At 71.9% G+C, this 22,645-nt stretch carries 19 protein-coding genes; 10 read left to right on the top strand and 9 right to left on the bottom strand.

All coding sequences use genetic code 11. The features are described 5' to 3' along the window. Nucleotides 1–167: 167 nt before the first annotated feature. Entirely contained in the window at nucleotides 168–1,028 is an 861-nt protein-coding gene (locus ABZ815_RS03630; protein WP_357693520.1) for an alpha/beta hydrolase, read from the bottom strand. Nucleotides 1,029–1,123: 95 nt separating this feature from the next. Between ABZ815_RS03630 and ABZ815_RS03625 the strand changes: the two genes are divergently transcribed. Beyond that, nucleotides 1,124–1,645, top strand: coding sequence for a CGNR zinc finger domain-containing protein (locus ABZ815_RS03625; protein WP_357693518.1), 522 nt, complete (start codon nucleotides 1,124–1,126; stop codon nucleotides 1,643–1,645). 34 nt (nucleotides 1,646–1,679) lie between these two features. Here the strand turns inward: ABZ815_RS03625 and ABZ815_RS03620 are convergent, their stop codons facing one another. Continuing rightward, complete coding sequence (locus ABZ815_RS03620) at nucleotides 1,680–2,594, bottom strand: NADP-dependent oxidoreductase (RefSeq protein WP_357693549.1); 915 nt, start codon at nucleotides 2,592–2,594, stop codon at nucleotides 1,680–1,682. Between the two features lie 214 nt (nucleotides 2,595–2,808). On the opposite strand from ABZ815_RS03620, the gene ABZ815_RS03615 reads away from it, so the two are divergent. The 3 genes from ABZ815_RS03615 to ABZ815_RS03605 are packed head-to-tail and all read left to right on the top strand — an operon-like array spanning nucleotide 2,809 to nucleotide 10,203. After that, nucleotides 2,809–3,300 carry a hypothetical protein gene (locus ABZ815_RS03615; RefSeq protein ID WP_357693516.1) on the top strand — a complete coding sequence of 164 codons (492 nt, stop codon included), beginning with the start codon at nucleotides 2,809–2,811 and terminating at the stop codon, nucleotides 3,298–3,300. Then, on the top strand, nucleotides 3,300–5,396 hold the full coding sequence (locus ABZ815_RS03610; RefSeq protein ID WP_357693514.1) for a flotillin family protein: 2,097 nt from the start codon (nucleotides 3,300–3,302) through the stop codon (nucleotides 5,394–5,396). The genes ABZ815_RS03615 and ABZ815_RS03610 overlap by 1 nt, the downstream gene beginning before the upstream one ends. A gap of 1 nt (nucleotide 5,397) precedes the next feature. Then, a complete protein-coding gene (locus ABZ815_RS03605) occupies nucleotides 5,398–10,203 on the top strand; it encodes a DNA repair ATPase (protein ID WP_357693512.1) in 4,806 nt (1,601 codons plus the stop codon). Nucleotides 10,204–10,324: 121 nt separating this feature from the next. Here ABZ815_RS03605 and abc-f read toward each other — a convergent pair whose 3' ends face one another. Together abc-f and ABZ815_RS03595 are read right to left on the bottom strand one after the other, a co-directional pair. Beyond that, the gene (gene abc-f / locus ABZ815_RS03600) at nucleotides 10,325–11,950 is read right to left on the bottom strand and encodes a ribosomal protection-like ABC-F family protein (protein WP_357693510.1); all 1,626 of its coding nucleotides are present in this window, start codon (nucleotides 11,948–11,950) and stop codon (nucleotides 10,325–10,327) included. A 158-nt stretch (nucleotides 11,951–12,108) separates the two neighbouring features. Then, on the bottom strand, nucleotides 12,109–12,549 hold the full coding sequence (locus tag ABZ815_RS03595) for a MarR family transcriptional regulator (RefSeq protein ID WP_357693508.1): 441 nt from the start codon (nucleotides 12,547–12,549) through the stop codon (nucleotides 12,109–12,111). Between the two features lie 84 nt (nucleotides 12,550–12,633). Between ABZ815_RS03595 and ABZ815_RS03590 the strand changes: the two genes are divergently transcribed. Continuing rightward, on the top strand, nucleotides 12,634–13,779 hold the full coding sequence (locus ABZ815_RS03590) for an FAD-dependent monooxygenase (protein ID WP_357693506.1): 1,146 nt from the start codon (nucleotides 12,634–12,636) through the stop codon (nucleotides 13,777–13,779). Here ABZ815_RS03590 and dapA read toward each other — a convergent pair. Further along, complete coding sequence (gene dapA, locus ABZ815_RS03585) at nucleotides 13,741–14,619, bottom strand: 4-hydroxy-tetrahydrodipicolinate synthase (RefSeq protein WP_357693504.1); 879 nt, start codon at nucleotides 14,617–14,619, stop codon at nucleotides 13,741–13,743. The genes ABZ815_RS03590 and dapA overlap by 39 nt on opposite strands. Nucleotides 14,620–14,690: 71 nt before the next feature. Here dapA and ABZ815_RS03580 point away from each other — a divergent pair, with 71 nt between their 5' ends. Then, nucleotides 14,691–15,560, top strand: a complete 870-nt coding sequence (locus ABZ815_RS03580; RefSeq protein ID WP_357693502.1) for a LysR family transcriptional regulator — start codon at nucleotides 14,691–14,693, stop codon at nucleotides 15,558–15,560. 16 nt (nucleotides 15,561–15,576) lie between these two features. On the opposite strand, the gene ABZ815_RS03575 is transcribed toward ABZ815_RS03580, so the two are convergent. After that, nucleotides 15,577–16,053 carry a hypothetical protein gene (locus ABZ815_RS03575; RefSeq protein WP_357693500.1) on the bottom strand — a complete coding sequence of 159 codons (477 nt, stop codon included), beginning with the start codon at nucleotides 16,051–16,053 and terminating at the stop codon, nucleotides 15,577–15,579. A gap of 96 nt (nucleotides 16,054–16,149) precedes the next feature. Next, nucleotides 16,150–16,737 carry a helix-turn-helix domain-containing protein gene (locus ABZ815_RS03570; RefSeq protein WP_357693498.1) on the bottom strand — a complete coding sequence of 196 codons (588 nt, stop codon included), beginning with the start codon at nucleotides 16,735–16,737 and terminating at the stop codon, nucleotides 16,150–16,152. Between the two features lie 83 nt (nucleotides 16,738–16,820). Here ABZ815_RS03570 and ABZ815_RS03565 point away from each other — a divergent pair, with 83 nt between their 5' ends. After that, nucleotides 16,821–17,774 (top strand): zinc-binding dehydrogenase, encoded by a 954-nt coding sequence (locus ABZ815_RS03565; RefSeq protein WP_357693496.1) that lies wholly within the window; start codon nucleotides 16,821–16,823, stop codon nucleotides 17,772–17,774. Between the two features lie 5 nt (nucleotides 17,775–17,779). Here ABZ815_RS03565 and ABZ815_RS03560 read toward each other — a convergent pair whose 3' ends face one another. Next, nucleotides 17,780–18,730, bottom strand: coding sequence for a serine hydrolase domain-containing protein (locus tag ABZ815_RS03560; protein WP_357693495.1), 951 nt, complete (start codon nucleotides 18,728–18,730; stop codon nucleotides 17,780–17,782). A gap of 129 nt (nucleotides 18,731–18,859) precedes the next feature. On the opposite strand from ABZ815_RS03560, the gene ABZ815_RS03555 reads away from it, so the two are divergent. From ABZ815_RS03555 to ABZ815_RS03545, 3 genes are all read left to right on the top strand, one after another. Next, the gene (locus ABZ815_RS03555; protein WP_357693493.1) at nucleotides 18,860–19,843 is read left to right on the top strand and encodes a polyprenyl synthetase family protein; all 984 of its coding nucleotides are present in this window, start codon (nucleotides 18,860–18,862) and stop codon (nucleotides 19,841–19,843) included. Between the two features lie 84 nt (nucleotides 19,844–19,927). Then, nucleotides 19,928–20,602, top strand: coding sequence for a hypothetical protein (locus ABZ815_RS03550; RefSeq protein ID WP_357693491.1), 675 nt, complete (start codon nucleotides 19,928–19,930; stop codon nucleotides 20,600–20,602). Nucleotides 20,603–20,650: 48 nt separating this feature from the next. Next, the gene (locus ABZ815_RS03545) at nucleotides 20,651–21,211 is read left to right on the top strand and encodes a hypothetical protein (RefSeq protein ID WP_357693489.1); all 561 of its coding nucleotides are present in this window, start codon (nucleotides 20,651–20,653) and stop codon (nucleotides 21,209–21,211) included. On the opposite strand, the gene ABZ815_RS03540 is transcribed toward ABZ815_RS03545, so the two are convergent. After that, nucleotides 21,189–22,619 (bottom strand): MFS transporter, encoded by a 1,431-nt coding sequence (locus ABZ815_RS03540; RefSeq protein ID WP_357693487.1) that lies wholly within the window; start codon nucleotides 22,617–22,619, stop codon nucleotides 21,189–21,191. The genes ABZ815_RS03545 and ABZ815_RS03540 overlap by 23 nt on opposite strands. Between the last annotated feature and the right edge of the window lie 26 nt (nucleotides 22,620–22,645).

Genomic DNA, 22,645 nt, shown 5'->3' with positions numbered 1-22,645 from the left:
CCGTCCCCGCCGCCGGCCCCACCGCTCGCCCCCGTGGCGGGGGTACGCGGTGGACGGCCGGGGACGGGAGCGCGGCGGAGTCATGCGGACGGGCGGTCACCGGGGCGGCCGAGCCGGTGCCGGCGGCGACGCTCCGGCGGCGGCGGTGGGACATCGGGGGGCTCCCGTCAGTCGGAGAGGCGGCGGAGGAAGTCGCGGACCAGGGCGGCGATCTGCGGGCCGCGCGTCTCCAGGGCGAAGTGGCCCGCGTCCAGGAGCTGGATCTGCACGCGCTTGGTGTCCCGGTCGAAGGCGAGGGCGCCGTCGGGGCCGAAGATCTCGTCGTGCCGCCCCCAGACGGCCAGCACCGGCGTCTGGTTGGTGCGCAGGTACTCCTGCCACTCCGGGTAGAGGCCCGGGTTGCGGCCGTAGTCCACGAAGAGGGCGAGCTGGACGGCGTGGTTGCCGGGCCGGTCGAGCCGGGCCTGGTCGAGGACCGCCTTGTCCGGGTTGACCAGGCCGGCGTCACGGACGCCGTGCGTGTACTGCCAGTGGGTGGCCTCGGGCGTGAGCAGGCCGAGCAGCGCGGAGGTGTTCTCCTCGGACGGGTCGGCCCACGCCTTGCGCAGCGGCTCCCAGAAGGGCGTCAGGCCCTCCTCGTACGCGTTGCCGTTCTGGGTGACGATGCCGGTGATGCGCTCGGGGTGCCGCGTGGCGAGGCGGAAGCCGACCGGGGCGCCGTAGTCGTGCACGTAGAGGGCGTACTTGGTGAGGCCGAGGGTGTCGAGCAGCTGGTCGACGACGTCGGCCAGGTGGTCGAAGGTGTACTCCCACTCGTCGGCGGCAGGGGCCGAGCTGTGGCCGAATCCGGGGTAGTCGGGCGCGATCAGGTGGAACTCGTCGGCCAGCTCGGCGATCAGCTCCTGGTAGGCCACCGACGAGGTCGGGAACCCGTGCAGCAGCACCAGCGTGGGCGCCGAGGGGTCGCCCGCCTCCCGGTAGAACACGTCGAGTCCGTCGATCACAGCGGTGCGGTACTGAACAGTCATGTCAACACTCCTCTAACCGGCTAAATCCGTTTTGCTGGTTAAGTGATAGCATGGCGAAAGTTAACCAGTCAAATCGCTTTGAGGGGTTAGAGGCAGTGAGGATACGGCCGCTCCGCGACGAGCCCTTGGCTCTGGACCTGGTGGACACCGTGTGGGTGGACCAGGGCGCCCTCGTGGACCAGTTCGACGACCTGGAAGGCGTACGCGCCTGGCTCGGCGACCACGGCCTGCCGGGCGAGGACGATCTGGAACGCGTGCGCGACCGCCTCGTCCTGGCACGTGACGCGCTGCGCGGGCTGCTCGAAGGACGCGGGCACGACCGGCTCAACGCGGTACTCGACGAGGGCGCGACCAGGCCGCAGGTGGGCGACGACGGGCCGCGTGACACGGTCGTGGTGAGCGATCCGGCCTGGGAGGCGGCCTGGACGGCGGCCGCCGCCGTCGTCCCGCTGCTGCGCGGGCGTCCCGAACGGCTGCGCAAGTGCGCGAACCCGGCCTGCGTCCTGTGGTTCCTGGACGTGAGCAAGAACGGCAGCCGCAGGTGGTGCTCGATGGAGGTGTGCGGCAACCGCGCGAAGGCGGGCCGGTTCAACCAGCGTCACAAGAACGCCGACTGAACCGGCCCGCCCGGAATGCGAGGAGCGGGGAACCTCAGTCCGTCACCAGGACGACCTTGCCCCGGCCGTGGCCGGTCTCGACCTCCCTGTGGGCGTCGGCGGCCTCCTCCAGCCGGTACGTCCGCCGCACCGGGAAGGCGAACCGGCCCTCGGCGTACAGGGCGGCGTACCGGCCGAGGCGTTCGGCGGTGCGCTCGCCCATCACGGTCCTGACGCCCAGCTCGGCCGCCTTGCCGTGCTCGACCAGCGTGACGATGCGCCCCCGGTCGGCGGCCAGGTCGAGCGAGACCTCCAGGGCGTGGCCGCCGGCGCCGTCGAGGGCCGCGTCCACGCCGCCGGGGGCCAGCGCGCGCACCCGGTCGGCGAGCCCGTCGCCGTAGGCCACCGGGATCGCGCCGAGGTCGCGCAGGTGGTCGTGGTTGACCTCACTGGCGGTGCCGATCACCGTGGCGCCGCGCATGCGGGCGATCTGCACGGCCGCCGTGCCCACGGACCCGGCCGCGCCGTGCACGAGCAGCGTCTCGCCGGCGGCGACGCCCAGGCTGTCGAGGGCCAGCTCGGCCGTCTGGACGCCGGACGTCAGCCCGCCGGCCACCTCCCAGGGCGTCCCGGCGGGCTTGGGCGCCACGTCGGCGGCCGGGACCACGATGTACTCGGCGTAGGCGTACAGCCGCGAGAAGCCCAGCACCTCGTCCCCGGCCGACACCCCGGTGACCCCGTCGCCCACCTGGTCGACCACGCCGGCGAACTCGTTGCCAGGGATGCGCGGCCAGGGCACGTCCCCCAGGTACGGCGGCAGCCACCCCGCCCGTACGGCCGTGTCGAAGGGTTGCACACCGGCCGCCCGCACGCGTACGCGCACCTCTCCCGGGCCCGCCTGCGGCGCGGGCACCTCCATCACCTTCAGCACTTCGGGTCCGCCCGGCTCGGCGAACGCCGCCGCCCTCATCACATCGCTCATGCCGACGAGCGTGCTACCTCAACCCTGCTTGAGGTCAAGTCGGACAACTTTCGATATGAAGTCGGGAACTTTCCGCTTTAGTCGCGCTTTATATGTATATAGTCCGTCAGGACACACCGGGGGATGGGCAAACCGAGGGCTGATGACCGAGTTCTTCCACGCCGCTCTGAGCTTTCCGACAGTTATTTTCACTTTCCTCCTCGTGGCCGTCGTGGCTTATTGGCTGGCCGTCATCGCCGGCCTGCTCGACCTCGACCACGACGCGCCGTGGCTGGGGTTCGGGGGCGTGCCCGCCGGGATCGCGATCTCCCTGTTGGTCGCGATCGCCTGGCTGCTGGCCCTGATCGGCGGCCAGGTGCTGCCGGACGCCGCGCTGGCCGCCGCGCCCTTCGCCGCGGCGGCGGGCGCCTGGCTCGCCACGCGCGCCCTGATCAGGCCGCTGCGCAGGGCCTTCCCGGACGGCGGACGCCACTCGCGCGACGACCTCGTGGGCCGCCCGTGCGTCATCCGCACCGGGGCCGCCACCCCCGACTTCGGCCAGGCCGAGGTCGCCGCCGAGGACGGCTCGACCGCCGTCGTCCAGGTCCGCACGACCGGCGGGGACCGCCTGGCCCGCGGCGACAAAGCACTCATCTTCCAATACGACAAAGACGGCGAATTCTTCTGGGTCATGCCCTACGAAAGCGAGATCTGATGGACGTCATCTCCACGGGCTTCGGCGTATTTCTCGCCGTCGTCCTGGTCATCGTGATTGGCCTGCTCGTCATCATCGGCCGCCTTTTCCGCAAGGTGGAACAGGGCAAGGCGCTGATCGTGTCGAAGGTCAACAAGGTGGACGTGACGTTCACCGGCGCCATCGTGCTGCCCGTCGTCCACAAGGCCGAGACCATGGACATCTCGGTGAAGACCATCGAGATCACGCGTACCGGCCGCGAGGGGCTGATCTGCCGGGACAACATCAGGGCCGACATCAAGATCACGTTCTTCGTCCGGGTGAACAAGACCGCCGAGGACGTCATCAAGGTCGCCCAGGCCATCGGCACCGCCAGGGCCAGTGACGAGAACACGCTCCAGGAGCTGTTCAGCGCCAAGTTCTCCGAGGCGCTGAAGACGGCCGGCAAGCACCTCGACTTCGTCGACCTCTACACCAAGCGGGACGAGTTCCGCGACGAGATCATCCGGCTCATCGGCACCGACCTGAACGGCTACAGCCTCGAAGACGCCGCCATCGACTACCTGGAGCAGACCGCGCTCACCCAGCTCGACTCCAGCAACATCCTGGACGCCCAGGGCATCAGGAAGATCACCGAGCTGACCGCGCTGGAACACGTACGGACCAACGAGTTCCAGCGGGCCGAGGAGAAGGAGATCACCCGCCAGAACGTGGACGCCCGCGAGGCCATCCTGGAACTCCAGCGCCGCCAGGCCGACGCCGAGCTCAAGCAGCGCCGCGAGATCGAGACGGTCAAGGCCCGCGAGGAGGCGGAGATCGCCCGCGTGCAGGCCGAGGAGCGGCTGCGCGCGCAGACGGCGGACATCAGGACCGACGAGCAGCTCGGCGTGCAGCGCGAGAACCAGGCCCGCGAGGTGGCGGTCGCCGAGAAGAACCGCGAACGGGTGATCGCGATCGAGAGCGAGCGCATCGAGAAGGACCGCCTGCTGGAGGTCATCGCCCGGGAGCGGGAGACCGAGCTGTCGCGCATCGCCAAGGACAAGGAGGTCGAGACCGAGAAGCGGTCGATCGCCGAGGTCATCAGGGAGCGCATCGCGGTCGACAAGACGGTGGCCGAGCAGGAGGAGAGCATCAAGCGGCTGCGCGTGGTCGAGGAGGCCGAGCGCACCCGCCAGCAGGTGATCATCGCCGCCGAGGCCGAGGCGCAGGAGAACCTGGTCAAGGACATCAAGGCGGCCGAGGCGGCGGAGGCGGCGTCGAAGTTCAGGGCCCGCGAGGAGCTGGTGCTGGCCGAGGCCCGGCAGCAGGCCGCCGAGCTGGACGCGCGGGCCAAGATCCGGCTCGCGGAGGGCGTCCAGGCCGAGTCCGCGGCGGCCGGGCTGGCGCAGGTGCAGGTCAAGGAGCGCGACGCGGACGCCATCGAGAAGGTCGGCCGCGCGGAGGCGGCGTCCCTGGGCGAGAAGCTGCGGGCCGAGGCCGAGGGCGCGCGGGCCATGGCGCTGATCGAGGGCGACCGGCTCAAGGCGCAGGCCGAGGGCGAGCAGGCCATGGCGCTGGCCGGCGCCACCGCGATCGGCGAGAAGCTGAAGGCCGAGGCCGAGGGCCTGACCCAGAAGGCCGCCGCGATGGCCGCCCTGGACGAGGCCAGCCGGGGCCACGAGGAGTACCGCCTGCGCCTGGAGGCCGACAAGGAGATCAGGCTCAAGCACATCGACGTCACCCGCCAGGTGGCCGAGTCGCAGGCCAGCGTGCTGGCGGCGGGCCTGTCCAAGGCCAACATCGACATCGTCGGCGGCGACACGATGTTCTTCGACAAGGTCGTCGGCTCGATCACCACGGGCAAGGCGGTGGACGGCTTCGTCGGCCACTCGGAGGTGGCCGGGGCCCTGGTGCAGCCGTACCTCAACGGGACGGCCAGCCTGGCGGCCGACATCGCGAGCGTGGTCGGCGGGGTGCGCACCGAGGACATCAAGAACCTGACCGTCTCGGCGCTGCTCATGCGGCTCATCCAGGACGGCGGCCCGCAGTCGTCGGCGCTCGGCGAGCTGCTGGAGACCGCGCGGCGGCTCGGGTTGGCCGACTCCCCGGTGGCCGCGCTGGCGGCGGCGAAGGGCTGACGTGAGCACCACCGAGCTGGAAGCCGGGACCTACGAGGTTCTCAGGAACCGTCTCCAGGCGCAGGCCAAGGCCCTGGCGGTCGCGGCGGAGGAGGTCAACGGGCAGCGGCTGCGCGTCTTCGGCGGCGCGGAGCTGCGCCTGCTCGGCACCGAGCGCATCAGGACGGAGAACAACTGCGTCCCGAGGGACATCGTCTCGCTGGGCGAGGTGATGTTGTTCGGCTACAACGTCTTCATCGGGCTCAAGCCGGAGACGACCGTGGCCGACGTGTTCGCCGTCCACCGCTTCACCAGGGACGGGGACACGTTCACGTTCGAGACCGGCAAGCTGGAGACGCTGGAGGAGCCGGCGTTCAGGAAGGACTTCGCCGAGCTGTACCGGTACTACAAGGAGACCAGCCTCCAGCAGCTCAGGCGGGTCGAGGGCAAGCTGCTGGCGGTGTTCCGGACGGGCCCGGCGGACACGCGGGTGCTCAGGTGGGCGGTCAGCAACGGCGGTGTCCCCAGATATCTGGACAACCGGGGAGAGCGGGACCACGTCTTCCCGCCGTCCCACGACTTCGAGTGGACGCCGACCACCCGCGACGACCACGTGCTCGGCCGCCATCCGCACATCTCGATCGAGGGCGAGGTCTTCGTCGAGACGATCGGCGGCGACCTGACCATCAAGGTCGAGAACAACACGGAGACCGGCGCGGGCGTCTACTCCGAGCCGGTCACCGAACGCCTCCAGTCGCTGGCCGACGCCGACGTCGAGTACGCCAGGATCGGGCCGCTCGTCCTCATGCGGATCAGGCCGTACAAGGAGCCGGACTGGCGGCATCTGGTCTTCAACACCCGTACCAAGGCGGTGACCAGGCTCGACGGCATCGGCCAGTCCTGCCAGCGGCTGCCCGAGGACCAGGGGCTGATCTTCCCGGGCGGCTACTACCTGGCGACCGGGGTCAGCAAGACGTTCGACACGGACGTGACGGACCTGGAGTTCGAGCGGGTCGTGCGCTCGCCCAACGGCGAGGACGTCCTGTACGTCTTCCATGCCCGGGGCGACGGCCGCTCGCTGCTGCTGCCGTACAACGTGATCAGGAAGGAGGTGGCCAACCCCATCGTCTGCCACGGGTACTCCCTGTTCGACGACGGCACGATGGTGGTCTTCCGCGCCCTCTCCGAGGAGCCGACCCGGGTCCACCCGATGCAGGTGTGGCAGACGCCGTACGTGTCCGACACCTACGCCGCCGCGCAGCCCGCCGGGACCGGGCCCCTGGAGCGCATCGGAAACGCCGAGCTGGTGCGGGGGATCTCCGACTGCCTGTCCGTGGCCCGCATGGTCGAGGAGATGGCGGCGTCGGAGGCCACGTTCGAGGCACTGATCGCCGCCTGCACCCGCGCGGCGGACTCCTACCACTGGCTCGGCGAGCACGGGCTCGCCGAGCCGCTCGCCGGGCCGCTCGCCGACGTGCGCGCCACCGCCGAGCAGGTGCTCGACGAGTACGAGAACGTCGAGCAGCTCACCCGCCAGGCCGCCGACACGCTGACGGCGGCGGCCGAGGAGACCACCCACCTGGTACGCCAGGCCGCCGCCGACACCCCCGCCACCGCCGACGCCTGGGTGACCACGCTGGCCGGCCTGCGCAGGCAGCAGGGCCGCCTGGTGACCCTGCGCGACGTCCGCCACATGGACCTCGCCCGCCTGGACGAGCTGTCCGCCGCCGTGACCGCGGAGCTGGCCGCGACCGGCAGGCGCGCGGTCGCCTTCCTGGAGGGCGCGGAGGCGTTCACCGCCTACCACGCGGCCGTCGAAGGGCTGGCCGCCGACGCCGCCGCGATCGCGACCGTGGCCGAGGCCGCGCCCGTCGCGGACCGGCTGGCCGAGCAGGCGGAGGGCCTGGAGGTGGTGACGGAGGTCGTCGGCTCGCTGGAGATCGCCGACGCCACGGTCCGCACGTCGATCCTGGGCCGGATCGCCGAGGTGCTGGGCGGGGTGAACCGGGCGCGGGCCCTGCTCGACGGGCGGCGGCGCGAGCTGCTGGGCTCGGAGGGCCGCGCGGCCTTCGCCGCCGAGTTCGCCCTGTTCGGCCAGGCCGTCACGGGCGCGCTGGCAATGGCCGACACACCGGACAAGTGCGACGAGCAGCTCGGCCGCCTGATGCTTCAGGTGGAGAACCTGGAGGCCCGGTTCGGCGAGTTCGACGACTTCGCCGCCCAGCTCGCGGGCCGGCGGGACGAGGTCTACGAGGCGTTCTCGGCCAGGAAGCAGACCCAGCTCGACGGCCTGGCGCGGCGGGCCGACCGGGTCTTCGCCTCGGCCGGGCGCATTTTGGCCAGTGTGACCGGGCGGCTGGCGTCCCTGGGGTCGATGGACGAGGTCAACACGTACTTCGCCACCGATCCGATGGTCGGCAGGATCCGTACGGCGGCGGCCGAGCTGCGTTCCCTGGGCGACGCCGTACGGGCCGAGGAGCTGGACGGCCGGGTCAAGGCGGCCCAGCAGGAGGCCGGCCGCGCCCTGCGGGACCGGCTGGACCTGTTCACCGACGGCGGCGAGACGCTGCGCCTCGGCCGTCACCGCTTCGCCGTCAACACCCAGCCGATCGACCTGACGCTGGTCCCGCACGACGGCGACCTGCACTTCGCGATCACGGGAACGGACTACCGCGCGCCCGTGCCGGCCTCGTTCGCCGACACGCGGCCGTTCTGGGACCAGCTCCTGGTGTCGGAGACGCCGGACATGTACCGGGCCGAGCACCTGGCCGCCTCCCTCCTGGAGTCCGTACGGCCCGGGGCTCCCCTGGCCGACCTGGTACGTCAGGCCGCCGAGCAGCGATACGACGAGGGTTACGAGCGCGGCGTCCACGACCACGACGCGATCCTCGTCCTGGAGAGCCTGGTCCGCCTGAGCGAGGGCGCCGGACTCCTGCGCTACCCGCCCGAGGCCCGCGCGGCGGCCCAGCTCTTCTGGGCCTTCGGCACGGACGAGGTTTCACGTAAAACATTGACCACCAGAGCCGCCTCCCTGGTCCGCGCCCGCTCGGTCTTCGGCCACACCCCCGCCCTGGGGGCCCTGGCCGCCGAACTCGGCGGCCAGATCGCCGCCTTCTCCCCCGGCGTGGAGAGCACGGCCGCGCTGGCGGGTGAGTACCTGGTCGGGGAGCTGGGCGCGACGCCGTTCGGCTTCGTGACCGGCAAGGCGGCCCGCGACCTGCTCGACGGCTTCAGGCAGACACTCGGCCCGGCCAGGACGCGCGAGTTCGAGGAGGAGCTGGCCGCGCTCCCCCTGCCCGAGCGGCTCCAGCTCGCCCACGCCTGGATCGGCGCCTACCGCCAGGGGCCCGAGGTGGCCGAGGCCGTCGCCGTGCACCTGTGCGACCTGCCCCGCCACGACTCCGACGCCGCCGTCGAGGAGACCGTCGAGGGCCTGCTCGGCGCGCATCCGCGCGTCCAGGACCGCAGGCTGCGGGTCAGGCTCGACGAGCTGCTGACCAGGGCGCGCGCCTTCAGGCGGGAACGGGTTCCGGCCTTCCGGGCCTACCAGCGCCGCCGCAACGAGCTGGTCGAGCAGGAACGCCGCCGGCTGCGCCTGGAGGAGTACCGGCCCAAGGTCATGAGCGCGTTCGTCCGCAACCGGCTGCTGGACGAGGTCTACCTGCCGCTGATCGGCGACAACCTGGCCAAGCAGCTCGGCGCGGCGGGCGCGGGCAAGCGCACCGACCAGATGGGCCTGCTGCTGCTCATCTCCCCGCCCGGCTACGGCAAGACCACGCTGATGGAGTACGTCGCCAGCCGCCTCGGCCTGGTCTTCGTCAAGGTGAACGGCCCGGCGCTCGGCCACGGCGTCACCTCGCTCGACCCGGCCGACGCGCCCGACGCCACGGCCAGGCAGGAGGTCGAGAAGATCTCCTTCGCGCTGGAGACCGGCAACAACACCCTGCTCTACCTGGACGACATCCAGCACACCTCGCCGGAGCTGCTGCAGAAGTTCATCTCGCTGTGCGACGCCCAGCGCCGCATCGAAGGCGTCTGGAACGGCCGGACCCGCACGTACGACCTGCGCGGCAAGCGGTTCGCGGTGTGCATGGCGGGCAACCCGTACACCGAGTCCGGGCAGCGCTTCCGCATCCCGGACATGCTGGCCAACCGCGCCGACGTGTGGAACCTGGGCGACGTGCTCTCCGGCAAGGACGAGCTGTTCGCGCTGAGCTACGTCGACAACGCGCTGACCTCCAACCCGGTGCTGGCCCCCCTCTCGGGCCGCGACGGAGGCGACGTCGAGCTGCTGGTACGCCTGGCCAAGGGCGACCCGGCCGTCCGCCCGGACCAGCTCCGGCACCCGTACGGGAAGGCCGAGCTGGACCAGGTGCTCGGCGTGCTGGGCAAGCTGGTGCGCGTCCAGGAGGTGGTGCTGGCCAACAACGCGGCGTACATCGCGTCGGCGTCGCAGGCGGAGGCGTCCAGGACCGAGCCGCCGTACCGGTTGCAGGGGTCGTACCGGAACATGAACAAGCTGGCCGAGCGCATCGTGCCCGCCATGAACGACGACGAGCTGGAGGCGGTGATCGACGACCACTACCTGGGCGAGGCGCAGACCCTCACCCAGGACGCCGAGGCCAACCTGCTCAAACTGGCCGAGCTGCGCGGCCGCCTGACCCCCGCCCAGGCGGCGCGCTGGGCGGACATCAAGGCGGCCTTCCTCCGGGCCAGGGCGCTGGGCGGCGACGGCGACGACCCGATGACCCGAGCCGTGGGCGCCCTCGGCCTCCTCGCCGACCGGGTCGGCGAGGTGGGCACGGCCATCAGGGAATCCGACCGCTGAGCGAGGCGGCCAGCGGCCGTCGGGGAGTGCGGCCGGTGGCCGTCGGGGAGTGCGGCCGGTGGCCGAGGGAGGCACGGCCATCCGTCGGTGGGCCCGCCCCTGAGCCGGGCGGGCACGGCCGTCAGGGGGTGCGGCCGTTGCGGGGGGCTGGGGCGAGCTCCAGGTGGGCGCCGGTGAACGCGGCGCGCAGGCGGCGGTCGTGGGTGACGACCACCAGCGCGCCCTCGTAGTCGGCCAGCGCCTCCTCAAGCTGCTCCACCAGCATCGGCGACAGGTGGTTGGTCGGCTCGTCGAGCAGGAGCAGGTCCACCGGGTCGCTGACCAGGCGGGCCAGCTCGACCCTGCGGCGCTGCCCGTACGAGAGGTCGGCGAGCCGCCGCCGCAGGTCGCCCGGCCGGAACAGGCCCAGGCCGAGCAGCCGGTCGGCGTGCTCGTCGGGGCTGCCCGGCCGCCCCTCGGCGAAGGCCGCGAGCACGGTACGGTCCAGCCGCGCCGCCTGTTCCTCCTGGCGGAGCAGCCCGGCCTGCCCGGCCCGGCGTACGGTGCCCGCGTCGGGACGCAGTTCGCCGGCGAGCACCCGCATGAGCGTGGTCTTGCCCGCACCGTTCGGCCCGGTGACCAGCAGCCGCTCCCCCCGCCGCACGGTGAGCCCGTCGAGCCGCAGCCGCCCCGCCACCCGCACCCCGTCGAGCACGACCGCCGTCGGCGGCCCGTCCGGCACGTCGGTGAGGGACGGGACGGAGGTGGCGATGGAGGCGGTGAACCGCAGCGGGACGGGCGGCGGTGGCACCGGGTGCTCCCTGAGCCACCGCATCCGCTGCTGCGACTGCCGGACGCGCCCGGCCGCACCGTGCGTACGCGACCGCGCCCGCCACGCGCCGGTGCCCATCCCGGCCTTCGCCATCGCCCGCGGGACGGCCGCCATCCGCCCGGCGTTGGCCGTCACCAGACCGGCGTGCCGGGCCAGCTCGGACCGCCACTCCTCGTGGGCCCGCACGTGCGCGGCCCGTTCGGCGGCCTTGGCCGTGAGGTAGCCGGGGTAGCCGTCGCCGTAGCGGCGCACCCGTCCGGCGGAGACCTCCAGGATCACCGTGGTGACCCGGTCGAGGAACTCACGGTCGTGACTGATCGCCACGACCGTGCCGCGGTGCTCGCGCAGACGCTCTTCGAGCCAGGCGACGGCCTGGTCGTCCAGGTCGTTGGTCGGCTCGTCGAGCAGCAGCAGCTCCGGCGCGGCGGCCAGCGTCGCGGCCAGGGCCAGCCTCGACCGCTCGCCGCCCGACATCGTGGAGACCGGGCGGTCCCGGTCCAGGCCGGGCAGGCCGAGGCCGTGCAGCGCGACGTCCACGCGGGTGTCGGCCTCGTAGCCGCCGCGCGCCTCGAACTCGGCGACGGCCTTGGCGTAGGCGTCCAGGTCGGTGGCGGCGAGCGCGCGCATCCGCGCCTCGATCTCGCGCAGCTCGGCCAGGGCCAGGTCCACGACGGCGGCCACGGTGGCGTGCGGCGGCAGCTCCAGCGACTGCGGGAGGTACCCCACGCCGCCGGGCGCGACCACGGTCAGCTCGCCGTTGTCCGGACGTTCGACGCCTGCCATGAGCTTGAGCAGCGCGGACTTGCCCGAGCCGTTGTCGCCGATCACGCCGGCCCGCTCGCCGGGCCTGACGGTGAGCGACACACGGTCCAGGACGGCCCGGGTGTCGTAACGCTTGGTGATCTCGGTCAGCGCCAATTGGGCAGCAGTACGCATAGAGGCTCCACCTCCTTGTCTCAACGCGGATATGACCGGTACGAGGCGCGGCGGAGCTGTCGGCTCAACGCGGATGCGCCTCGGGCGTGAGAATCACAGGAAGCAGTAACCCATATCGCCGGACACGATAGCCCGTAATGGGATCTTTGTACAGCCCTTTATTCGGCCCGCAGTTCCGTGGTGGCCTCCCGTTGCAGGGCCGTGGACCGCCGGAGGAAGTCGACGATCAGGGCCAGTTCCTCGTCGGTGTAGCGGTCGTACAGGCCGGACATCGCGGCCACGAACGGCTCGAACAGCTCGCCGAAGCCGGCCAGCCGCTCCCAGTTGATCTCCACGATGACCCGGCGCCGGTCCTTGGTGTCGCGCACCCGGCGGACCAGCCATTTGGCCTCCAGCCGGTCGATCAGCCCGCTGACCGAGGCCGGGGCCAGGCCGGTGTGCTGGGACAGCTCCCCCGCGGTCAGCGGGCCGAGGCGCTGAAGCAGGTCGAGCGTCTTCTCCTCGGTCATCCCCAGGCCCAGCCGCTCACCCATGGCGCTGTGGTACATGACCGCGGCGTTGCTGCTCTCGCGACCCGCCTCGACCAGTTCGTCCAACAATTTCTTTCGATGCACCGAAATATCTCTGGACATCCCGCTGCCCGCTCTCATATATTTCGTTCGGTCGAACGAAAGGATATCACCATGAAGGCTCTGGTCATAGGCTGCGGGATCGGCGGTCCGGTTACGGCGATGGCCCTCCAGGCGGTCGGCATCGACGCCGAGATCCACGAGGCGTACGGGCGGGGCGCCGAGAACGTCGGCTCGTTCCTCAACCTGGCCTCCAACGGCCTGGCCGCCCTGCGCGTGCTCGGCGTCCACCGCGAGGCGCTGTCGTCGGCCATCCCCACCCCGCGCATGGTCATGTGGAGCGGCACCGGCAAGCGCCTCGGCGAGGTGGCCAACGGCCTGCGGCTCGACGACGGCACGGTCAGCCACACCGTGCTCCGCTCCGACCTCTACGGCTCCCTGCGTGACGAGGCCGCCCGGCGCGGCATCCCCATCACGTACGGCAAACGCCTGGTCTCCTACGAGGACACCGGCGACGAGGTCGTGGCCACCTTCGAGGACGGCACCTCGGCCACCGGCGACCTGCTGATCGCCTGCGACGGCGTGCACTCACGCACCCGTTCGCTCCTCGACCCCGGCGCGCCCGGCCCGCGCTACAGCGGTCTGTACAGCTTCGGCGGCATCGTCCGGGACGCCGGGGTCGGCGGCGAGCCCGGCGTCTACAACATGATCTTCGGCAAGCGGGCCTTCTTCGGCTACACGGTGGCCGAGTCGGGCGACACGTGGTGGTTCGCGAACCTGCCCAGGCGGCTCGGCGACGTGCCGGCGGACTGGAAGCCGGTCCTGGTGGAGGCGTTCGAGGGCGACGCGAACGTCTCGGCCGACGTCGTCCGCCGCGGCCCGGTCGACCTGGCGCTGCCGGTGTACGACCTGCCGCCGGTGCCCGTCTGGCACAAGGGCCGCGTCCTGCTCACCGGGGACGCCGCCCACGCCACCTCGCCCAGCTCCGGCCAGGGCGCCTCGCTGGCCGTCGAGGACGCGATCGTGCTGGCCAGGTGCCTGCGGGAGGCGAAGGGCCACCGCGAGGCGTTCGAGCGCTTCGAGGCCGAGCGGCGGCCCAGGGTCGAGCGGGTGGTGGCCTACTCCAGGACGATCAGCAACAGCAAGGCCGCGGGCCCGGTCGCCCGGGTCTTCCGCGACCTGATGCTGCCGATGTTCCTGAAGCGGAGCGCGAGCCAGGAGTCACTGGCCTGGATGTACCGCCACCAGGTCGGCCTGTGACACCGCGGCGGCGGAGGCGGGCAGCAGCGGCAGCCGCACGTCCGGCGTGGGGATCAGGCCCCTGGCGTGCAGGACGCCCTTGATCACGGTCGGGTTGGGCTCGGCGAAGAGCGCGCGGGAGACCTGCGCCAGCCGGTGCCCGAGCGGACGCGCGGTGGCCACGTCACCGGCCTGCCAGGCGTCCACCAGCTCGACGAAGCTCCTGGTCAGCAGGTGCGCCGAGGCCAGGATGCCGCCGGAGGCGCCGAGGGCGAGCAGCGGCGAGACGAACGCGTCGTCGCCGCCGAGCACCTCGAACTTGTCGGGCAGGTCCGCGAGCAGGTCGATCGTGTCCTGGTCGATGCCGCCCGCGGCGTACTTGACGCCCGCGACGTTCGGATGGGCCCCGATGCGCCGCAGGGTCTCGGCTCCCACGGCCTGTCCCGTCCGGTAGGGGATGTGGTAGACCACCAGCGGCACGGGTGACGCCTCGGCCAGCGCCTCGAAGTGCGCGATCACACCGCGCTCGCCGGGCCGCAGGAAGTACGGCACGGTCACCAGGGCCGCGTCCACCCCGGCGGGCAGCTCGCGCAGCGCCGCGGCCGTCGTCCGGGTGTCGTTCCCGGTCACGCCCACGGTCAGCACCGCCCGGCGTCCGGCGCACACGCGGACGCAGGTCTCGACCACCAGCGCCCGCTCGGCGGGGTCGAGGGCGGCCACCTCGGCCGTCGTCCCCAGCGCCACCAGCCCGGCCGCGCCCTCGTCGAGCATCTGCCCGGCCAGCTTCTCGACCGCGTCGGCGGCCACCTCGCCCGACGACGTGAACGGCGTGACCAGCGGTACGTGGATTCCTCTCAGCATGCTCCGAGCCTGCCGCCCGACGACCTGTTAGGTCCAGTTCGGATTTCTTCGTTCGAGCTTAAGATGAACTTATGCTCGATCCTCGCAAGCTCCACCTGCTCCGCGAGCTGGCCAGGCGCGGCACGATCACCGCCGTGGCCGAGGCGGTCACGTTCACGCCTTCGGCGGTCTCGCAGCAGCTCAGCGCGCTGGAGCGGGAGGCGGGCGTGCCGCTGCTGGAACGCACCGGCCGCACGGTCACCCTCACCCCGGCCGGGCTGCTGCTCGTCGAGCACGCGCAGGCCGTGCTCGAACAGCTCGAACGCGCCTCGGCCGCGCTCGCCGCCGCCCGGGGCGGGCCGTCGGGCCCGCTGCGGATCGGCGCGTTCCCGACGGCCACCCGTGTGCTGCTGCCGCCCGCGCTGGCCCGTCTGACCGGCGCGTACCCGGGCCTTGAGCCGATGGTCGCCGAGATCGACCCCGCCGACGTCTCGGCGGCGCTGCGGGCGGGCGAGCTCGACGTCGCCCTCGTGCACGAGTACGACTTCGTGCCCCCGGTCACCGACGCCTCCATCGAGACCGAACCGCTGTTCACCGAGCCGATGTACCTGACCGACCGCGCCTGCGTCCCCGACGCCCGCGACGATCCGTGGATCCTGAGCAAGCCGGGCACGCTCTGCCACACCATGGCGATCAGGGCCTGCCAGGCGGCCGGCTTCGAGCCGCGGGTCCGGCACCACATCGACGACTTCGACACCGTGCTCGCCTTCGCCGCCGCGGGTCAGGGCGTCGCGCTCGTGCCCCGGCTGGCGGCGCTCACCCCGCCCGGCGGCGTCTCGCTGACCCGCCTTCCCCTGAGCCGCCGCACGCGGGCCGCCTTCCGCCGCGGCTACGGCGACCATCCGGCGGTCCGCGCGGCCGTCGCCGCCTTCCACGCCGCCGCCACCACCCTCCCCCTCTGACACCGCCCCCCGCGAGCTAGACCCCCGGGTCCGCAAGGGCGCAGATCGCGTAGACGGTGAAGTTGTACGCGAAGCCGTAGTTGCTGGGCGGGGCCACCTCCCAGCCGTTGGTCCCCGCCGGGCGGGAGGCGTTGGGCGAGATCGTGTCGGGCAGGGTGTACCCGCCGCTCACCACCCGCTTGCCCGCGCTGCACGTGACGCTCCGGGGCGTGGACGAGAACGGCGGATTCGTGAACTCCTCCTGCACGAGCTCCCAGCCGAGGACACCGTCCCGGCCGGGCTCGCCCGGCGGACCGGGCGGGCCGGGGCGGCCGGGCGGGCAGTGCTCGCAGTGGTGGCCGCAGCAGCTCGGCGGATCGGTGGCCCCGGGCACCGTCGCCCCCGTCCGGGCGGCGGCAGCGCTCTGAACCGAGACGGCCCCGGCTCCGCCGAGCAGCAAGGCGCCCGCCGCCAGCACCGAACAGGCGGGGACGGATCGAATACGGAAGATCATGGCAGTCCTCTTGGGTTCGGAGCCCAGATACCCGCGACCCGGGGCGCCACAGACGCCCACATGATCAAATTTCAACCCAGCGATCGGTAAATCCGCTCAGGAGGCGGGCCTGCCGAGCAGCCCTTCGGCGAGGGCGGCGAAGCTGCGGGCGAGCCGCGCGCTGTCCCCGGCGCGCAGCCGGCTCGCGATCGGCTCCATGTGCAGGGACCCGAGCAGCAGGTGGGCGATCTCGTCCGCGTCCACGTCCGGCCGTCCTTCGGTGATCAGCGCGGTGACGTGCCGGTGCCAGCCGACGTAGATCGGGTTGGCCTCGCGAGGCTCGGACCTGCTCGTCGCCACCGCGTGCTCGTGCGCGGCGACCAGGTTGCCGTTGCGCGCCGCCAGCTCGGCCACCGCTCCGAGGAAGGCGACCAGCCGTTCGACGGGCGGCGCTCCGGGGCCGAGCGGCGGCGGCCCCTCGGCCACCGCCTGGTCCAGCTCGTGGGCCCGCTCGCTCATCAGCTCCCGCATCAGCCCCGTACGGCTGCCGAAGCGGTGGAACACCGTCCCCTTGCCCACGCCCGCGGCCACCGCGACCCGCTCGACGGAGACCTGCTCGGGCGGGTGCAGGCGCAGCAGCTCCTCGGCCGCCCGCAGGATCGCCCGCCTGTTGCGCGCGGCGTCGGCCCGCTCTCGACGTTCCATCCGGTCATTGTTTCCCATGGACAAAATTGACCAGCGGTCCATATATTAACTGGACCAGCGGTTCAGATATGGGAGGAACAACCATGCTCGCCATCCAGCTCGACGCGACCGGCGGCCCCGAGGCCCTGCGACCCGTGGATCTGCCCCGCCCACGCGCCGCCGCGGGCCAGGTCGTCGTCCGCGCGCAGGCGATCGGCGTCAGCCATGCCGAGACGCAGATCCGCTCGGGCGCGCTGCCGTTCCCGCTGCCGCTGCCCGCCGTGCTCGGCGCGGAGGCGGTCGGCGAGGTCGTCGAGGTGGGCGAGGGCGTGGACGGCGGCCTGCTCGGCACCGTCCGCGTGGGAGTGACCGGCGGCCTCGGCGCCTACGCCGAGTACGTGGCCATGCCCGCCGCCATGACCTGCTCCGTCCCCGAAGACGTGACGCCCCTGGAGGCCCTGGCCGGGGCCGCGCCCGGCGCGATCGCCCTCGCCCTGCTGCACCGGGCCCGGCTCGACGGCGGGGAGACCGTGCTGGTCGAGGCGGGCACGAGCGCGGTCGGCGGGCACGTGGTGGCGCACGCCAAGGAGTTCGGGGCGGCCCGGGTGATCGCCACCGCCGGTTCGCCGGCCAAGCTGCGGCGGGCCCTCGACCTCGGCGCCGACCAGGCCGTCGACCACGGCGACCCGGCCTGGCCGGACGCGCTGCCGGACATCGACGTGGTCTTCGAGTCGATCGGCGGCGCGTCGGCCCGGCGGGTGCTCGACCGGCTCGTCCCCGGCACCGGACGGATGTTGTTCTACGGCATGCTCAGCGGCGAGCCCGCCGCCGTCACGGCCGCCGATCTGATGGAGCGCGGCCTGACCGTCGTCGGCTGCAGCGGCCCCGGCTGGGCGGGCCAGGTGTTCGGCACGCACTACCCCGAGATGCTCGCCCGGCTCGGCTCAGGACGCAGCCGGGCCGCCGTCCACGGGACCCTGCCGCTGGCCGAGGCGGCCGAGGCCCATCGCCTCCTGGAGTCGCGGGCGGCCACGGGCCGCGTCCTGCTGCTCCCGTGACCGGCTCACCGGTCGAGGACGGCGTCCAGCACGGCCGTGGCGCTCACCTGCTCCCCGTTGTAGTCGCCGGCCGTCACCGCCACCACCAGCTCCTCGCCGGGCAGCACGAGCAGCCGCTGGCCGCCGTTCCCGATGGCCTCGGTCCACGGCCGGTCGCCGGTGCTGACGTACCACTGGTAGCCGTAGCGGAAGGTGCCGTCGATGACGACGCGGGGCCGCGTCATCTCGCGCACCCACTGCTCGGGGACGATGCCGAGCCCGCCGCCGAGCACGAGCCGTCCGAGTGCGGCCAGGTCGAGGGGCCGCAGCCGCAACCCGGACGCGGCCATGGCCACCCCGTCCGCGCCCTTGGTCCACTCGGACCGGGTGATCCCGAGCGGCTCGAACAGCACCTTCGTGGCGTACTCCTCCAGCGGTTCGCCCGCGCCCCGCGCGATGAGCCCGCCGATCAGCGCCGAGGCGCCGCCGCAGTACCGCCACCGTTTCCCGGCTTCCTCGACCACAGGGCGTTCCAGGACGAACCGGTACCGGTCGGGGGCGAGCTCCATCGCGAGCTCGCTGTTGGCCGGGCTCGTGTACGGCAGGTCCTCGTTCCAGTCGAGCCCGAGCGTCATGGTGAACGCGTGCTCGACGGTGAGGTGAGCCCGCTCGGAATCAGCCACCAGATCCGGATATTCGGGGAACTGTTCCACCAGTCGGGCGTCCGGCGGCGGCACCAGCCCGTCGCGCAGGGCGATGCCGTACAGCAGGGCGACCACGCTCTTGGTGACCGACCGCACGTCGTGCGGCGTGTCCCGGTCGAACACGACGTGCCGGGGCTCCTCCGTGATCCGCTGGTCGACGCCCGCGCCGTAGTGCTCGACGACGACCTCGCCGCCCCGCATGACCACGACCGCGTGCAGGTTGGGCGCCGTGCCGGCGTTCAGGGCCGCCTCGACCCGCTCCGCCATTCCCATGATGTCCTCCTAAGCCCGGGGGACATCCTGTCGTACCGGCTCACACGATGTCAGGGTCGACCCTCGGGCTGAGAGCGTCCTCAGCGTCTCTCAGGCGCGGCACAGCGGCTCAGGAGCAGGCTTGATCCCATGGAGCAACTCGTGAACAGCCCCGCCGTCGCCGAAGGTCTGCTCAAGGTCGAGGCCAGGATCAGGCGGCTCAGCGGTTCGTCCGCGCTGCCGGGGATCAACGCGGGCGCCGGGCGGATCGTCGGCGCCGGAGGCAAGCGGTTGCGTCCGGCGCTGACGCTGGCGACCTCGCTCGCCCTCGGCAGGGCCCCCGACCGCCGGGTGATCACGGCCGCCGCCTGCGTCGAGCTCATCCACGCCGGCTCGCTCGTGCACGACGACCTCATGGACCGGGCGACCGAGCGGCGCGGCACCCGTACGCTCAACGCCGAGCTGGGCGAGGGCAAGGCGCTGGTGATCGGCGACTTCATGCTGGCCAGGGCGGGCCTGGCGGCCATTACCGCGGTCTCCAGGCCGGTCGCCGAGGTGCTCGCGGCCACCGTGGTCGAGCTGGCCGAGGGCCAGTACCTGGAGACGAGCGAGCTGTTCAACCCGGTCAGGACCCGGGAGAGCGCATTGCGCTCGATCACCGGCAAGACCGCCGCGCTGTTCCGGGCCGGCTGCCTGGTGGCGGCCGTCTGCGCGCGGGCCTCCGCCGAGGACCGGGCCCGCGTGGCGGCGTACGGCGAGAAGTTCGGGCTGCTCTTCCAGGTGCTGGACGACCTGCTCGACCTGACCGCCTCCAGCGCCCAGCTCGGCAAGCCGACCGGCAACGACCTGCGGCAGGGCGTCTACAGCCTGCCGCTGCTGCTGTCGGGCACCGACCTGGGCGACCTGCTCGGCCGCGACATGACCGACGAGCAGGTGGCCGAGGCGCTGTGCAGGCTGCGCGCGGGCGACCTGGTGCCCAACACGCTGGAGTTCTGCCGCGGCCTGGCCTCCGACGCGCTGGCCGCCCTGCCGGTGATCCACGACAAGGAGATCGCACCCCTCCTGTACGGCCTCCCGACGGCCTACATCGACCACGTCGCGAGGATGTCGTCGCAGTTGACGGGCGTCGGTTGAGATTTGTTGGAACAATTGGTAGGAATCGCCTCCACAACCCGGTGAATCGCGTTAATACTGGAGTCACGCACTACAGGAGCGCACATGCGAAAGATCCCCCCTCGCATGATGATCCGGGACGACGGGCTTGAGTCCAGTCACTTCCTCCAGCTCGCCGCCGTGGACTTCACCGGCATCTACGCGGTCCACCTGGCCGCGAAGGAAGAACGGCTGAAGATGACCAGGCTCGCGTTGAGCCTGTTGTCGGGGCCGTTCCTGGCGGCCATCGCCCTGACCAGCGCCAAGGTGGTGGACCCGCAGAGCCTCACGGACTGGCAGCGCGTGCCGTGGTACCTGTTCGCCCTGGTCACGGCGTTCGGGGTGCTCAGCGTGCTGCCGTTCCTGCGGCTGATCGAGGCGGTCGACGCGCACGCCAGGACGGCCCGCGCGATCAACAACTTCCGCCTGCTCTACGCCTCCAGGCTCAAGGACCGGCTCGGCTGGAGCCCGAACCTGCCGACCGACCCGCGCTTCCCGGAGACGTACGCGCCGCTGGCCTGGCCCGGGATCAACGTGATGACGCTGGCGCTGGCGAACTCGACCTACCTGACGGTGGGCCTCACGGGCCTCTGCGGGCAGGCGCCCAACCTGCTCATGCTCACCTTCGGCGTCCTCCTGGTCGCGCTGGTCCACTACGCCGTCTACTACGTGCGCTGCAACGTGACCAGGCGACGCCGGCTCCCGCACAACCCCTACGAGTTCCCGAATCAGGAGACCTGAATGCCCGGCCCTGCGTCATGGGCGTCATGTGGGGAGGCGTGGATGTGGATGATGCGACATGTCTGGACGGCGGGCACCCTCGCCGACGACGACCGCGGCCCCGTGATCGAGGCGCCGTCCGTGCTGTTCGAGATCGCCGAGGTGAGGGGCGACGACCCGATCATCGCGCGGTACGGCGACGCCGAGAGGCTGGCCCTGTACAGCAGGAAGTTCAGCGAGGACGTGGTCGTGCCGCCGTTCAAGTACAGCTACGGCGCGCGGATCAGGGGGCAGCTCGCCTGGGCCGCCGACCTGCTGCGGGTCAAGCCGTACAGCAAGAGCGCGTGGATCTCGCTGACCACCCCGGGCGAGCCGTACGACGCGGTGCCGTGCCTGATCGGCGTGGCGTTCCGGATCCGGGACGGCGCGCTCGTCATGACCGCCACCTTCCGCTCCCAGAACGCCTTCACCAGCTACCTCAACTACCTGCCGCTCGCCGAGGTGCACGCGACCATGGCCCGCGGCCTGGAGCTGGACCGGGGCCCGATGCGGGTGTTCGTGGACGTTCCGCACCTGTACCTGGCCGACAGCACCCAGGTGCTGCGCGTCATGCGGCCCGCGCGGCGGTGAGCGGCGCGGCGATCTCCTCCAGGCCCTTGCGCTCGGCCTTGACCCCGAAGACCAGCTCGACCAGCCCCGCGACGATCATCACGATCGCGCCGATGGAGAACGCCAGCGCCGTGTCGCCCGGCGCGCCGCTCTCGACCAGCGAGGCGAACACGAGCGGGCCCGCGATGCCTCCGGCGGCCGTGCCGATCGCGAAGAAGAACGCGATCGCCATCGCCCTGGTCTCCATCGGGAAGATCTCGCTGACCGTCAGGTACGCCGCGCTCGCCCCCGCCGAGGCCACGAAGAGCACCGCCGACCAGCAGAGGGTCAGCGTCATCGCGGTCAGCGCGCCCTGGCCGAACAGCCAGGCGGTGCCGAGCAGCAGCACTCCGGAGCCGATGTAGGTCGCCGTGATCATCGGGACCCGGCCGACGGTGTCGAAGAGCCTGCCGAGCAGCAGCGGGCCGAGGAAGTTGCCGACCGCGATGATGGCGAAGTAGTAGCCGGTGTGCGAGTCGATCTTGAAGAACGTGGTCAGGATCTGGGCGTACCCGAAGGTGATCGCGTTGTACAGGAACGCCTGGCCGATGAAGAGCGACAGGCCGAGCACCGTGCGCTTGGGGTAGAGCGCGACCATCGTGTGCGCGATCCTGAGGAAGCCGATCGACCTGCGCTGGTGGATGGTCATCGACTCCCGCGGCTCGGGCAGGTCGCCGCCGATCCGGCGTTCGATGTCGTCCACGAGTTGCTCGGCCTCGCGGTCGCGTCCGTGGATGAACAGCCATCGGGGGCTTTCCGGGACGTTCCTGCGTACCAGCAGGATGGCCAGGCCGAGCACCACGCCGAGCCCGAACGCCACCCGCCAGCCGATGTTGACCGGCAGGTCGTTCAGCAGCGGCACGGTCAGCAGCGCGCCGCCCGCCGCGCCGAGCCAGTAGCTGCCGTTGATGATGATGTCGATGCGTCCCCGGTGGTGGCTCGGGATCAGCTCGTCGATCGCGGAGTTGATGGCCGCGTACTCGCCGCCGATGCCGAAACCGGTCATGAACCGGAACAGGAAGAACCACCAGGCGTCGAAGGACAGGGCGGTCATCAGCGTGGCCGCGAGGTAGACCACGAGCGTCAGCAGGAACAGCTTCTTCCTGCCGAACCTGTCGGTCAGCCAGCCGAAGAACAGGGCCCCCACGCAGGCCCCGGCGACATAAAGGGCCGCGGCCAAGCCGGCGACCTGCGCCTGGGTGATGTCCAGGCCGCTGCCGGGCTTGGCGAGCTGCCCGGACAGGTTGCCGACGATGGTGACCTCTAACCCGTCGAGGACCCATACGGTCCCGAGACCGATGACGATCATCCAGTGCCAGCGGGACCACGGCAGCCGGTCCAGCCGTGCGGGCACTTTGGTAGTTACCGTGCCGGTTTCCACGTCGCTCATAAGGGCACTTGGGTACCCGGTAAACG

The sequence above is a fragment of the Nonomuraea sp. NPDC047529 genome (genome assembly GCF_040642995.1).
GTDB lineage: Bacteria > Actinomycetota > Actinomycetes > Streptosporangiales > Streptosporangiaceae > Nonomuraea.
This window is presented reverse-complemented; position numbering and strand designations above follow the sequence as displayed.